Raw genomic sequence first — 12,901 nt, 5'->3', positions numbered from 1 at the left:
AACGCAAGAATCTATACCCTCTACTGGTTGTAAAACGCAAGAATCCATACCCCCAATCGGTTGTAAAAGTGTAATCGGGGGTATCGCTTTCGGTTGGAAAAGTGTATAATGGAAATCCGAAGCCACTCACAAATCATTGAAATATAAACGATTGAAGGAGTCAATCATGCTACAGAGAAAAGCACTGAAGCAATTCCAAGCCTGGCATGATGCCCCATCTCACACCGCGCTTCTCGTAACAGGCGCAAGGCAGGTCGGCAAAACCTATCTCATTCGAGAATTCGCCGACCAACATTATGAGAGTTTCGCGGAATTTAATTTCATTCAAAATCCGGATGCGGCACGTATCTTCAACCCTCCCAGCGATGCAGCAACCATGCTCATGCGCATGGAACTGGCATCCGGCCAACGTTTTATTCCAGGGAAAACGCTGATTTTTCTTGATGAAATCCAAGCATGCAAGGAAGCCGCAACAGCCGTCAAATTCCTTGTGGATGACGGCAGATATGATTTCGCCATGTCAGGATCTTTACTCGGAGTCGAACTTGAAGATGTTCGCTCCGTCCCAGTTGGATATCAAAGCGAAGTAGTGATGTTCCCTCTGGATTTTGAGGAATTCTGCTGGTCACAGAATGTCGATGGAAAAATTTTCGACATGTTGAAGGAATGCTATGAGAAAAAACAGTCAGTGGATGATTTTATTCATGAACATCTCATGTCTTTATTCAGAAAATATCTGATTATTGGAGGCATGCCGGCTGCAGTAGCATCGTTTGCACAAAACAACAGTCTCATAGACGTTCGTCAGGCACAAGAAGATATCAAACAAGGTTATCGTCGCGATATCAGTCAGTACGCACGCAAAGAGGACCGTCTGCATATTCGCTCTATTTACGACCTTGTTCCAAGTGAGCTCAACAATCCCAACAAGCGTTTCACGTTCGCAAAAATCGAAAAAAACACGCGATTCCAAGCCGTGGCCAACGATTTTGACTGGCTTTCCGCTGCGAACGTCGCCATTCCCGCATACAACGTGGACGAGCCTCGCAAACCGTTGGAAATGTCTAAAGAACGTAATTTGTTCAAACTGTTTTATTCCGATGTTGGTCTGCTCACGGGCGCATATCTCAACTCGACCGCACTTGATATTCTTGCCGGCGATGACGAAGTTAATTATGGAGCAATCTACGAAAATGTGGTAGCCCAGGAACTTACCGCCCACGGTTTTTCTCATCTGTATTATTACAACAGCAAGCGCTTAGGAGAACTTGATTTTCTCGTCCAAGATCGCAATGACAATATCATTCCCATTGAGGTGAAATCAGGAAAGAATTACAAGGTTCATCGGGCTCTTAATAATGTGCTCGCAGAGGAAAGTTATCACCTTCGCCAAGGATTAGTCTTCGGCCCCGGCAATATCGAAACCGATCACAATATTACCTACTACCCCATCTACCTACTGAGCCAGTTTTGCAACAACTAGCCCAGTAGCATTCATCGTGATGTCACAAACCATGATGTTGGCAGAACGACAGGGAGCATTATGACTGAAATTATTCATTATGGTGTTCTTTTACTTCATATACGGAAACAACAAGATCCGTATTGCCGATATTGATAATGGACAATGAGGTGGCATCTGGGAAATTCTTCGCCGGAAGAGAGACTGTTTCCACTCCATTAGACGTACAGGCCTCCCTAGTGGTTAGGGTGTGTGGCTGTCCATCTTTGTAGAGGACAAACGAATAAGGAGCCTGTTCCTTCTGTTTGCACATGGAAACGACATAATACATATTGTTTTCGTCGACTTTTTGGGCAAATGGAATAGCACCATCGCCGTGCACGGATTTCGCCCCCAGCTTGTTTACTAGAACCAGTTTGTCTGAGTTATTGAGATCATCGACGGCGACACGGTCCAGAGCGTCTACAGTAAATGCTTTATATGCCTGTTCTGCGGCATCATCATGCTCGCTACTGCTCTGTACGGAGCTATCACCGGAACTTTCATGTACGGCTTTCGTGCAGCCAACGCATGACCACAACAACAAGGTGGACAACAAGCAACAGACGCTTCTTCGCATCACTTGATTCATAAGGCACCTCCATTGGTCTCTCCGACAAGAACAGCTAAGGTTTCCTGCAATAACAAGAATATGACATTGGCACATGGAATGCCACGCATCGCTGTCGCACGAATGGTCAACATTCACCGGAAACACTGGAGGAGCTGCGCCACCGCCACAACATGCACACCCTGTCCGGTAATTGGCGCGGGCGATACGAATGCTACTCGAGCTGTTCGGAGAGCTCCATCCACTCCATTTCAAGGGATTCGGACTCGTCCGTGACGGCCTGCAGCTGCTCGTTGAGCTTGCCTAGACCTTCGTAGTCGCTGGGGTCGTGCGCGGCCATCTGCTGTTCAAGGTCGGCTTTCTGATCCTCAAGTTTGGCGAGTTTGCGCTCGATTGCCGATACGCGCTTGGAGGCTTCATGGAAGGCCTTGCCGGAAAGCTTCGGTGCGGAAGATGCGGTTTCGGCAGTTGCGGATTCACCCGCGGAATTGCCTGCACTGCCTTCAGTTGCACCAGATCCCGCGGAACCGGCAGCTCCAGCGGAACCGCTCTTCTTGCCTTTGCCGGCACCTGCCTTTTCATCCGCGAACGGATCCTTGCCGTTCTTGATGGCCTCAGTCATGTCCAGATAATCCTGCACGCCACCGGGTAGGTGGCGCACTTTGCCGCCGATCAGCGCGAACTGCTGGTCAGTGACACGTTCGAGCAGGTACCGATCGTGCGAAACGACGATCAGAGTTCCCGGCCAAGTGTCGAGCAGATCCTCCATCACGGCGAGCATGTCGGTGTCCAGATCGTTGCCGGGCTCATCCATGATGAGCACGTTCGGCTCGTCCAGTAGAATCAGCAGCAACTGCATACGGCGCTTCTGACCACCCGATAGGTCTTTGATCGGCGTCATCAGCTGCGCCGACTCGAAACCGAGACGCTCCATCATCTGCCCCGGCGTCGTTTCCTTGCCGTCCACGATATAGCTCGGCTTGTAACGACTCAGCACTTCCTTGATCTTGTATTTACCGAGCTTCTCCAATTCGTCGAGACGCTGCGAAAGCACCGCGAATTTCACGGTTTTGCCGATATTCACATGACCTACAGTAGGGGTGATTGTTCCGTCAAGAATCTTCAATAACGTCGATTTTCCGGCACCGTTCGCGCCGACGATGCCGAAACGATCTCCAGGCCCAATCAGCCATGTCACGTCATCAAGAATCTTACGACCGGTAACAGTAATTTTTTGCGCTGCAGAAGTAATTTCTTCTGCAGAATCATCAGTGTTATTTTCTTGTGATCCCTGAATTTCTTGCGATTCTTTCGCAGCTGCAGCAACTTGCGCCGCTGCAACACCGGCATCCACCAATCGCGGATCAGTCAGATCATCGACGGCAACTTCCACGGAACCATGCGCTTGCGGCTCGGCGTACATGGCCGGCACCACATCGACGCGTGATGCCGACGCTTCCATTTCGGCAACGTCAGGATCGATATCAGCCTCGCCTTGCACATGTTCGAAAATCTGCGTCACGTCGATCAGGTCAACCACCTGCTTGCCTAGGCGGGATGTGGCCATTTGCTTCAATTCCAGAGTATTGCGTACCGGAGGCACGTCGGCGATGAGCTCACGCGCGGCCTTCACATGGAATTTCTGTTTGGTGGAACGGGCGCGGGCACCGCGGGTAAGCCAGGCAAGTTCCTTACGAGCCAGATTACGACGCTTCGTTTCGCGTACGTCGGCTTGGCGATCGCGTTCCACACGCTGCAGCATGTATGCGGAATAGCCGCCTTCAAACGGCTCGATTTCGCCGTCATGCACCTCCCACATGGATTCGCACACTTCGTCGAGGAACCAACGGTCGTGGGTGACGAGCAGTAGTGCGCCGGATCCGGCCGGCCAACGATTCTTTAAATGTTCCGCCAGCCAGTGAATGGTCACCACATCCAAATGGTTCGTGGGCTCGTCGAGAGCGAGAATATCCCAATCCTTGAGCAACAGGCGTGCCAAATCGGCGCGGCGACGCTGACCGCCGGAAAGCGAACCGATTTTCGCTTCCAAGCTAATGCCGCCAAGCAATGCTTCGACGATTTCGCGTGACTTGGTTTCCGCAGCCCATTCGTAGTCTTCACGGCCTTCGAGCGCAGCTTCGCGCACGGTGGCGTTGTCGTCGAGCGGGTCACGCTGGTCGAGCATGCCGAACGTGAGGCCGCCGCGCATGGTCACGCGGCCGGAATCCGGCTCCTGCGTGCCTCTGAACAAATGCAACAACGTGGACTTGCCGTCGCCGTTCTTACCGACGATGCCGATGCGGTCGCCTTCAAAAACACCCTGCGTTACATCATTGAAAATATTCTTGGTCGCAAAAGCAAGCGAAACGTGTTCAAGTCCCAAATCATAAGTCGGCATAAGTCACCAATGTAGCGGGAACATCTCCCAAATCTGCAGGCAATGCCGCAACTTGCGAATCACCACCAGCGCTACGCAGCAATCGGAACCGCACGCAACTCGGCAATCAGCCTTGCTGTGCCTAAAGCAAACTCTGCTCATACGAATTACAACGAGCGGCAAAGCTCGAAAACACCTGATCCGCAAGCGGCTGCAACTGCGGATTATATTCGGCGAACGCCTCGCGCAACTGCGATTTCGACCCGCCGGCAGCCTTTAGATCCTTGACCATGCTTGACTCGTCAAGCCACTCCTCCAACATGGTAGGAGTAACCTCCAAGTGGAACTGCATGCCCAGAGCGGAACCAAAACGGAACGCCTGCACCTTGGTCTTCGCGGATCGCGCCAATGGCTGCGCGCCCTCCGGCAACGACACCACATCGTTATGCCAGTGCAGCACATCCACGGTTTTGTTCCACATCGAGAAATAATCATGCTTGTCGATGCATTTAATCGGCGCAAAACCGATTTCCGGCGCCTCTCCCGACTTCAGCTTCGCTCCCAGCGCGGTGGCGATGATCTGATGCCCTAGGCACACGCCCAACACCGGCTTGCCAACGCTGATCGCAGCCCGCGCAAGCTTGGCCTCGGCCTTTAATCCCGGATACTTGTCGTAGTCGAGCGCGCCCATCGGGCCACCCATAATCACCACGCCGGAAACCTCGCCAAAATCAGGCAAATCCGGTTTCTTCTGCTTGGCAACATTGATGATTTGATACTGCAGTCCCAAATCATCCAAACTGTCTAAAATGCGTCCCGGTCTCTCCCACGGAACGTGTTGCAAAATCAGCACCTGCGATTGCGTCATACGTTCTATTGTTGCATCACCTACGTAAACGATGTTCACAAATCCAACAAAATACGTTTTGCCGTTCATTTTCGTCTCGCATGCATGTCCGATTCTGGCAATACTCTCGTGGTTATGACGAACACGCAAGAACCGCAGAATATCAACATTTCTAGCGTCGTAACCGCAGTTGACGCAGTGGCGAGCGCCGCTGCCGATCTGAAGCTGTACGACACCGCATCACACGCCGTGTCGAATTTCACGCCGATCAAGCCCGGTCAGGTCGGCATGTACGTGTGTGGCGCCACCGTGCAAAGCTCGCCGCATATCGGCCATATTCGTGCGGCTGTCACGTTTGACGTGGTGCGTCGCTGGTTCGAGCGTTTGGGCTACAAGGTCACGTTCGTGCGCAACGTCACCGATATCGACGACAAGATTCTCGATAAGGCTGCGGCCGCCGGTCAGCAGTGGTGGGAACGTGCATACATTTACGAGCGTGAGTTCACCGAGGCTTACAACACGTTGGGTGTTGAGCCGCCTACGTATGAGCCGCGTGCGACCGGCCACATGATCGACATGATCGATCTGATCAAGCAGATCATCGACAATGGCCACGGCTACGTGGTGACTGACGAGAACGGCAATCCGACCGGCAACGTGTATTTCGACGTTGCCAGCTGGCCGCACTATGGCGAGTTGACGCATCAGAAGCAGACCGCAGTGGCTGATGCCGCTTCCGAAGTGGCCGATGCCATGGGTCCGTCTGTCGACAATGCGGGCAACGACAAGTACAATCCGGTTGATCCTGCGGACATGTCAGAAGACAAGCATGATCCGCGTGATTTCGCATTGTGGAAGGCTCCGAAGGATTCCGATCCGCTTGACGCACGTTGGAATACTCCGTTCGGCACGGGTCGCCCGGGTTGGCATATTGAATGCTCGGCGATGAGCCACCGCTATTTGAAGGATATGTTCGACATTCATGGCGGCGGGCTGGACTTGCGTTTCCCGCACCATGAGAACGAAATGGCGCAGACTCGTGCCGCCGGTTACGATTCGGCGGCTCGTTGGATGCATTCCGCATGGGTTACCGCCAAGGGTGAGAAGATGTCGAAGTCGCTGGGCAACGGCTTGTCCGTGCCGGCGGTTTTGGCGGAAAATTCCGCTTGGGTGGTGCGTTACGCGCTTGGTTCCGTGCAGTATCGCTCCATGCTGGAATGGTCGGATCAGACGTTGCCCGAGGCTCAGTCCGCGTACGATCGTGTGTCGAATTTCATTGAACGTGCCGGTGCCGCCGTTGGCGGGCAGCCGCCTCGCGAAGAGATCGTTTCGATTTCTGCCGATGCTCTGCCGGCTGATTTCGTTGCCGCAATGAACGACGATATTAATGTTTCCGGTGCTTCCGCTGCGATTTTCACGGCGATTCGTTCCGGCAACACGTTGCTTTCGAAGCTTGCCGATCGTGTTGATTCGGATGTTGCGAAGGATGAAGTTCGCGCTGTTTTGGTGAATGTGCGTGCGATGCTCGATACGCTTGGCTTGGATCCGCTGGCGGAGCCGTGGGTAAGCGAAGGTGCGGCCGGCGGCGCCGGATCCGGTGCCGATTCCGCTGAGCACACTGCGCTTGACCGTTTGGTTTCCGAACAGTTGGAGGAACGTGCCGAAGCCCGCAAGGCCAAGGATTTCGCCCGCGCCGATGCCATCCGTGACGCCTTGGGCGCAGCCGGAATCACTATCGAAGACACCCCCCAGGGCCCCACCTGGACCCTCAAATAATCCCCCATCTCTTCTGAAAAAACGTTGGCCGGTCTACCCCAGACCGGCCAATTTCATATCAGAAACATAAAAGTCATTCCTAAATCTATCTTTACTTCCGAATCTCATCGGCACGATCTTCGATATCTTCAAAAAAGAGTTCCTGAGCACCCGCAGATTCCACGCCGTAGTATTGATGAACAATCTCATCAATACCCATCCAATTTTTCAGCCGCAAAGCATTAAACAGCACTGCCGCATCATCAAGGTCTTTCTGCGATCTACGATCAGACATCGCTTTCATCGCCAAAAGATATTTCTTCGAAGCAAACGTAACTTTCAAACCATTAGCATCGCTATACACTTCCGGATTGTCATCCCCTATGGGCGGCATAACATCATGGATTTGCATATTAAGCCAGTTATTTGGCACATTATTACGATTCCCGACAACTTCCGCCGCGCTTTGAATTTCAGAAAAAGGACGGAACATGGAATCGACATCTTGTGTAGTTCGCAATTCCGGAACGTAGTAGACCATCGCGGTCCCGCCATAAATGGCGATAGTTCCTTCGATTCCGCGAGTATGACACTCTTCAATCAGCTCATCAAGAAGCTGCATCAGTTTTTGTCTGGTCATTTCCATAGCAGCTCACCTCGCGGAATGATTACGTTGTACCACGCAAAGAACTCATCCGGAGGCGTGGCGGACCGATAAATCTTTCGCAACGGGGTCCACTCGGCATCAAGTTTCAGCGATTGAGGGGATACGTCCCCTTTACTCCAGTGCTGATAGTCATAGAGCCCAGCCATAAAGGCCTGCCAACGCACGTCCATCCCCTTAGTGACTTTCTTAAAATCAGCAGGCTCATCATCAGGAAATTCCATCAGATTGCGCATTCCGGCTGAAACACGGGTCCATTGCTCTTCCGTTCCCGAATACTGCTGAATCGACTGCATGAGATCACTCATTGCAGGGCCGATTACGCGAACAGTCACACGCTCCAAAGGGGAAAGCGTCAGCTCATATCCCAAAGTACGCGCCGCAGCATCAACCTTATTGAAAGTGGGAACGGTTTTGCCACTCAACGTTCTCGAAACAACGGATTCAGCCATGTTCGAAGCACGCGAAAAATCCGCCGCGTTCAGACCGGCGTTCTTCATAAGCTCTCGTAACAGTTCATCGGCTTGCATATATGCAAGTCTACACTATTGGCAACCCGAACGCCAATGCGAAATTTCCCGCGGGACGGCTAGACTGAGGAACATTATGGCAGCATTTAGTTCTTTGACAGATAGGCTCTCGAATGCGTTCAAGCATCTGAAGAGCAAAGGCAAGCTTTCCGAGGCTGATATCGATGGTACGATCCGCGAAATCCGCCGCGCGCTGCTCGACGCCGATGTGGCGCTCGACGTGGTGCGTTCCTTCACCGGTCGAATTCGCGAGCGTGCGCTCGGCACCGAGGTTTCCCAGGCTCTGAATCCGGCCCAGCAGGTCGTGAAGATCGTCAACGAAGAGTTGACGGCCGTGCTTGGCGCTGGCGTTGATCGCCCGCTGAATTTTGCGAAGAATCCGCCGACCATCATCATGCTCGCCGGTCTTCAGGGTGCTGGTAAAACCACCCTCGCAGGCAAACTCGGCTACTGGCTGAAGGATTCCGGCCACACTCCGCTGTTGGTTGCGGCCGATTTGCAGCGTCCGAACGCAGTGACGCAGCTACAGGTGGTTGGCGAACGTGCAGGCGTGCCCGTGTACGCTCCGGAAAAGGGTGTGCAGTCCGATGGTGGCGAAGCCGTTGCTTCACCGGGCCTGACCACCGGCGATCCGGTGAAGGTGGCGCGTGACGCTGTTGCGCTGGCCAAGCAGAAGCTGTACGACACGGTCATCATCGATACCGCAGGCCGTCTCGGCGTTGACGAAGAGCTGATGAAGCAGGCTCGCGATATTCGCGACGCCGTGCAGCCGAACGAAATCCTGTTCGTGATCGACGCGATGATCGGTCAGGATGCCGTGCAGACGGCGAAGGCGTTCGATGAGGGCGTGGACTTCACCGGCGTGGTGCTTTCGAAGCTTGATGGCGACGCCCGTGGTGGTGCCGCGCTTTCTGTCGCCTCCGTTACCGGCAAGCCGATTCTGTTCGCTTCCACTGGCGAAGGTCTGAAGGATTTCGAGGTTTTCCATCCGGATCGTATGGCTTCCCGCATTCTCGATATGGGCGATATTCTTACCCTGATCGAGCAGGCGCAGAAGCAGTTCGATGAGGAAGAGGCTCGTAAGGCCGCCATCAAGATTTCCGATGGCTCCTTTGGTTTGGATGATTTCCTCGATCAGCTGCAGCAGGTGCGCAAGCTTGGTCCGATGAAAAATCTGCTTGGCATGATTCCGGGTATGGCCGCGCATCGTAAGGAACTTGAGCAGTTCGATGAGAGGGAAATCGATCGTACTGAGGCCATTATTCGTTCGATGACTCCTGCGGAACGTCGTGACCCTTCAATTATTGACGGTTCTCGTCGAGCTCGTATCGCTTACGGTTCCGGCGTGACCGTTTCGCAGGTGAACGCGCTGTTGCAGCGTTTCGAACAGGCTGCGAAGATGATGAAGCGTATGAGCAACAAGGCTGGCGTTGGCATGCCTGGCTTTGGCGGCCCTGCCATGGGCGGCGGCAAAGGCAAGGGCAAAGGCAAGAAGAGCAAGAAGAAGAGCAAGTCCGGAAATCCAATGAAGCGCGAGGCTGAAGAGAAGGCATTGCGCAACAAGCTTGCTGGCAAGAGCTCCAACGGTAAGTCTTCCGGCGGTTCCGCTTTTGCCAAGAAGCCGCAGAATCCTGCACTTCCTGCCGGATTGCAAGACATGATGGGCGATGCCGGTGAACTGCCGCCGAACTTTGGTGGCGGACTGTCAGGTTTGCTGCACTAAAGCAAGCGACACGAAAACAGAAACGTAAAAAGGGGATGTGATTCAATACGAATCACATCCCCTTTTGCGTATCCAATCAGTTGTTTTCAACTGAATCGACTACCGCATAATCGTCATCAACTACTTCAACGTCAGCGTGGCAACAAGTGCAAGATGATCGCTGCCTTCAACGCAGAACGAACTCACGTCGGAAGCGTACAATCCCTTGGTGAAAAGCACATGGTCGAGAATGATGCGCGGCCATGGCAGCCATGATGGGAACGTGGCATGACGGCCCTTCGCCTCGCACAAGGCAGCATCCTTGAATCCCGAATTCAGCAGCTTGCGGAAGCTTGGATGATCGGTACCGGAGTTCAAATCACCCAACACAACGGTGATGTCGCCCTGCTTCTGAGTGGTCGCCAATTCCCCCAAACCGATGATGCCGGCGGACCATTCCTTGCATCCGCGCATTGGAGACTTCGGATGTGCCGAAACAAACGTGATGCCGCGCATCGAATCGATCGGAAAGCATACGCCCGGCACGTCGGCCGCGGGAATCACCGCAGTGACCGGAGACATGTCGCTTGGTTCAATACGAATCCACACACCGTTGAATCCGCCATTATCCGTTCCCTTGTTCTCCCCCAATTGACGGTACGGAAGCAAATCAGACAATCCCGAAGCGTCCAATTGCGCAACCAGATCGTCTGTCAATTCCTGCAATGCAAGTACTGCAATATCATGTTTTTTGACCGCACTGACGATTGCCGCAGCGTTGGCGCGACCGAATCTGCAGTTGAGTGTCATCACACGGAAACGGCCATGTTTCGCGGATTCCGCAACAGCTTCATCGCCTGTTTCACGAGATGTTTCACGCTTTTTTGCAAGTTTTTCGGCGACCCTCTGCGCAGTATTGGGAGAATTGAGATTTTCCATCCAATATGCGATTTTGCGCAGCAGCGACGCAAGACAGACCACCACAGCAACTCCCCCGAGAGCCGGCTCATGCAACGCGAAACCGGCGATGGCAATCACAAGCGTCGGAATCCACAGCAACGGAATCAACGCAATCAAATACGGCAGCGGCAAACGACCATCCCAACCAGCCGGCATCTCGCCAAGCGCAATCCATACAACGCAAATAATCAACGCAATCCAAAGCGCGATAATCATTCAGGCAACTCCCCCTATGCAAACCGTTCACTCCGAACGGACATACGCAAACTCGGAACCTCCAAGTGTAGCCAACCTGCCTGATCCCGACGATTCCGCCATGTAGACCCACGCAAACATCTCACGAATGCCAGCAAATGTCCGATTCTGCCGATTCGGTCATTCAAAGCATCATATTCGCCGCATAATTGACCGTTTCCGCAGAATCAGACAAACGACTTCCCGGTTTTGCATGGATTCGGAAAGTCGCGTAGAGCGGAAAACATTCTAAGACCCATCCGTCCGTACCCCACGGTTATAATCGTCAAGTTATTCGCGCGCGCGAGGCCCTCTAACTATCGCGTGACGTGAGGAACACGTGGGTTTCGGATTCCGTGCCCCACACAGAAAACGAAACGCACACCCCTAGTTATACAAGGAGAGCCATTTTGGCAACCAAGATTCGTCTGAAGCGCATGGGTAAGAAGTTCTACGCGTTCTACCGCGTGGTGATCATGGATTCCCGTACCAAGCGTGATGGCCGCGCCATCGAAGAGATCGGTACCTACAACCCGAACACCCAGCCTTCGACCATCGTCATCGATTCCGAGCGTGCTCAGTACTGGCTCGGCGTCGGCGCCCAGCCGACCGAACAGGTGCTGAACCTGCTGAAGATCACCGGCGACTGGCAGAAGTTCAAGGGCCTTGAAGGCGCTGAAGGCACCCTGAAGACCGTTGAGGCCGGCCCGGATGCCGCCGCTCGCGTTGAGGCCGTTGAGTCCCAGGCTCAGAAGCTGAAGGCTGCAAAGTCCGAAGCTGAAGCCAAGGCCAAGGCTGAAGCCGAAGCCGCCGCTACCGAGGAAGCTCCGGCTGAAGAGCCGGCTGCGGAAGCTGAGTGATCATGCTCGCCCAGGCTGTGGAACATCTGATTAAGAACATCGTCGATTTTCCCGACGATGTTTCAGTGAAGTCCCATGAGAACGCGCGCGGCGAACTCATTCGCGTGCGCGTCAACCCGGAAGACATCGGTCGCGTCATTGGACGCAGCGGACGCACGGCAAATGCGATTCGCACCGTGGTGCAGGCACTGGCCGACCACAAGGTGCGCGTCGACATCATGGACGTGCGCAGGTGAGATCCTAGCGTGGTGCGTGATATGCATTCTGACGACCCTCAACAGCCCGAGCTGCTGAGGGTCTGTCGTATCGGGCGTGCGCAGGGACTCAAAGGCGAAGTCACCGTGCAGATCTTTACGGACGAACCGGAATACCGGTTCGCTCCCGGTGCTGTGTTGTACACGAAAGACGGCGAAGAAGAGTATGTGGTGGAAAACTCCCGTACCTTCAAAAACCGTTGGATCGTCAAGTTCGAAGGCATTGACAACCGCGACCAGTCCGAAGCGGCCAACGGCATTGTGCTGTATGGCGAGGCGGACGATCCGGAAGACATGCTTGAAGCCGACGAATGGTATCCGAAAGACCTTATTGGCCTTGAGGCACGACTGGCTGAAAACAATATGCTTGGCCTTGAGCCGGGCGTGGTGGTCGGCAAAGTCGTTGACGTGATAGAAGTGGCCCAATGGCTGCTGAAAATTCGTCTCGCCAATCCGGTGAAGGATGCCGACGGCGTTGTGGTTGAGAACAGCGCGCTTGTGCCGTTTGTGGACGAGCTCGTGCCGGACATCGACCTCGAAAAGGGCTATCTAACCCTCGATCCGCCCGGAGGACTTATTCCGGGTCTGTAATCGTTCGCGATCACATATCTATCTCAAGGTGGGCATTGGATTTCCAGTGCCCACC

At 53.7% G+C, this 12,901-nt stretch carries 12 protein-coding genes; 6 read left to right on the top strand and 6 right to left on the bottom strand.

Translation table 11 applies throughout. The features are described 5' to 3' along the window. Positions 1–166 precede the first annotated feature (166 nt). Complete coding sequence (locus tag BBCT_RS00990; protein WP_003836192.1) at positions 167–1,483, top strand: ATP-binding protein; 1,317 nt, start codon at positions 167–169, stop codon at positions 1,481–1,483. Positions 1,484–1,553: 70 nt separating this feature from the next. On the opposite strand, the gene BBCT_RS00985 is transcribed toward BBCT_RS00990, so the two are convergent. From BBCT_RS00985 to BBCT_RS00975, 3 genes are all read right to left on the bottom strand, one after another. After that, complete coding sequence (locus BBCT_RS00985) at positions 1,554–2,093, bottom strand: hypothetical protein (protein ID WP_003836194.1); 540 nt, start codon at positions 2,091–2,093, stop codon at positions 1,554–1,556. A gap of 193 nt (positions 2,094–2,286) precedes the next feature. After that, entirely contained in the window at positions 2,287–4,470 is a 2,184-nt protein-coding gene (locus BBCT_RS00980; RefSeq protein WP_003836196.1) for an ABC-F family ATP-binding cassette domain-containing protein, read from the bottom strand. 121 nt (positions 4,471–4,591) lie between these two features. Continuing rightward, positions 4,592–5,317, bottom strand: a complete 726-nt coding sequence (locus BBCT_RS00975) for a type 1 glutamine amidotransferase (protein WP_033512590.1) — start codon at positions 5,315–5,317, stop codon at positions 4,592–4,594. Positions 5,318–5,431: 114 nt separating this feature from the next. On the opposite strand from BBCT_RS00975, the gene cysS reads away from it, so the two are divergent. Further along, positions 5,432–7,072, top strand: a complete 1,641-nt coding sequence (cysS, locus tag BBCT_RS00970) for a cysteine--tRNA ligase (protein WP_033512618.1) — start codon at positions 5,432–5,434, stop codon at positions 7,070–7,072. A gap of 91 nt (positions 7,073–7,163) precedes the next feature. On the opposite strand, the gene BBCT_RS00965 is transcribed toward cysS, so the two are convergent. Together BBCT_RS00965 and BBCT_RS00960 are read right to left on the bottom strand one after the other, a co-directional pair. Continuing rightward, positions 7,164–7,697 (bottom strand): hypothetical protein, encoded by a 534-nt coding sequence (locus BBCT_RS00965; RefSeq protein ID WP_003836204.1) that lies wholly within the window; start codon positions 7,695–7,697, stop codon positions 7,164–7,166. Then, positions 7,688–8,245 carry a helix-turn-helix domain-containing protein gene (locus tag BBCT_RS00960; protein WP_003836205.1) on the bottom strand — a complete coding sequence of 186 codons (558 nt, stop codon included), beginning with the start codon at positions 8,243–8,245 and terminating at the stop codon, positions 7,688–7,690. Before BBCT_RS00960 ends, BBCT_RS00965 begins: the two co-directional genes overlap by 10 nt. 76 nt (positions 8,246–8,321) lie before the next feature. Here BBCT_RS00960 and ffh point away from each other — a divergent pair, with 76 nt between their 5' ends. Further along, entirely contained in the window at positions 8,322–9,968 is a 1,647-nt protein-coding gene (gene ffh, locus BBCT_RS00955; RefSeq protein ID WP_003836207.1) for a signal recognition particle protein, read from the top strand. A 120-nt stretch (positions 9,969–10,088) separates the two neighbouring features. On the opposite strand, the gene BBCT_RS00950 is transcribed toward ffh, so the two are convergent. Beyond that, positions 10,089–11,123, bottom strand: a complete 1,035-nt coding sequence (locus tag BBCT_RS00950) for an endonuclease/exonuclease/phosphatase family protein (RefSeq protein WP_003836209.1) — start codon at positions 11,121–11,123, stop codon at positions 10,089–10,091. 428 nt (positions 11,124–11,551) lie between these two features. Between BBCT_RS00950 and rpsP the strand changes: the two genes are divergently transcribed. Genes rpsP through rimM form a run of 3 tightly spaced genes read left to right on the top strand, consistent with a single transcriptional unit; the run spans position 11,552 to position 12,846 of the window. Further along, positions 11,552–12,001 (top strand): 30S ribosomal protein S16, encoded by a 450-nt coding sequence (gene rpsP, locus BBCT_RS00945; RefSeq protein WP_033512586.1) that lies wholly within the window; start codon positions 11,552–11,554, stop codon positions 11,999–12,001. Between the two features lie 2 nt (positions 12,002–12,003). Then, on the top strand, positions 12,004–12,237 hold the full coding sequence (locus BBCT_RS00940; RefSeq protein ID WP_003811858.1) for an RNA-binding protein: 234 nt from the start codon (positions 12,004–12,006) through the stop codon (positions 12,235–12,237). A gap of 21 nt (positions 12,238–12,258) precedes the next feature. Further along, the gene (gene rimM, locus BBCT_RS00935) at positions 12,259–12,846 is read left to right on the top strand and encodes a ribosome maturation factor RimM (protein WP_003836215.1); all 588 of its coding nucleotides are present in this window, start codon (positions 12,259–12,261) and stop codon (positions 12,844–12,846) included. Positions 12,847–12,901 lie beyond the last annotated feature (55 nt).

Source organism: Bifidobacterium catenulatum DSM 16992 = JCM 1194 = LMG 11043, assembly GCF_001025195.1.
Classification (GTDB): Bacteria; Actinomycetota; Actinomycetes; order Actinomycetales; family Bifidobacteriaceae; genus Bifidobacterium; species Bifidobacterium catenulatum.
Note: the sequence above shows the minus strand (reverse complement) of the source record. Positions and strands in the feature narration are given on the sequence as shown.

What these genes read in the sequence shown, in the direction of transcription:
- BBCT_RS00985 (WP_003836194.1), bottom strand. Translation starts at nt 2,093, where the DNA reads ATGAATCAAGTGATGCGAAGAAGCGTCTGTTGCTTGTTGTCCACCTTG.
- BBCT_RS00960 (WP_003836205.1), bottom strand. Translation starts at nt 8,245, where the DNA reads ATGCAAGCCGATGAACTGTTACGAGAGCTTATGAAGAACGCCGGTCTG.
- BBCT_RS00975 (WP_033512590.1), bottom strand. Translation starts at nt 5,317, where the DNA reads ATGACGCAATCGCAGGTGCTGATTTTGCAACACGTTCCGTGGGAGAGA.
- BBCT_RS00965 (WP_003836204.1), bottom strand. Translation starts at nt 7,697, where the DNA reads ATGGAAATGACCAGACAAAAACTGATGCAGCTTCTTGATGAGCTGATT.
- BBCT_RS00940 (WP_003811858.1), top strand. Translation starts at nt 12,004, where the DNA reads ATGCTCGCCCAGGCTGTGGAACATCTGATTAAGAACATCGTCGATTTT.
- BBCT_RS00950 (WP_003836209.1), bottom strand. Translation starts at nt 11,123, where the DNA reads ATGATTATCGCGCTTTGGATTGCGTTGATTATTTGCGTTGTATGGATT.
- rimM (WP_003836215.1), top strand. Translation starts at nt 12,259, where the DNA reads ATGCATTCTGACGACCCTCAACAGCCCGAGCTGCTGAGGGTCTGTCGT.
- cysS (WP_033512618.1), top strand. Translation starts at nt 5,432, where the DNA reads ATGACGAACACGCAAGAACCGCAGAATATCAACATTTCTAGCGTCGTA.
- BBCT_RS00980 (WP_003836196.1), bottom strand. Translation starts at nt 4,470, where the DNA reads ATGCCGACTTATGATTTGGGACTTGAACACGTTTCGCTTGCTTTTGCG.
- BBCT_RS00990 (WP_003836192.1), top strand. Translation starts at nt 167, where the DNA reads ATGCTACAGAGAAAAGCACTGAAGCAATTCCAAGCCTGGCATGATGCC.
- ffh (WP_003836207.1), top strand. Translation starts at nt 8,322, where the DNA reads ATGGCAGCATTTAGTTCTTTGACAGATAGGCTCTCGAATGCGTTCAAG.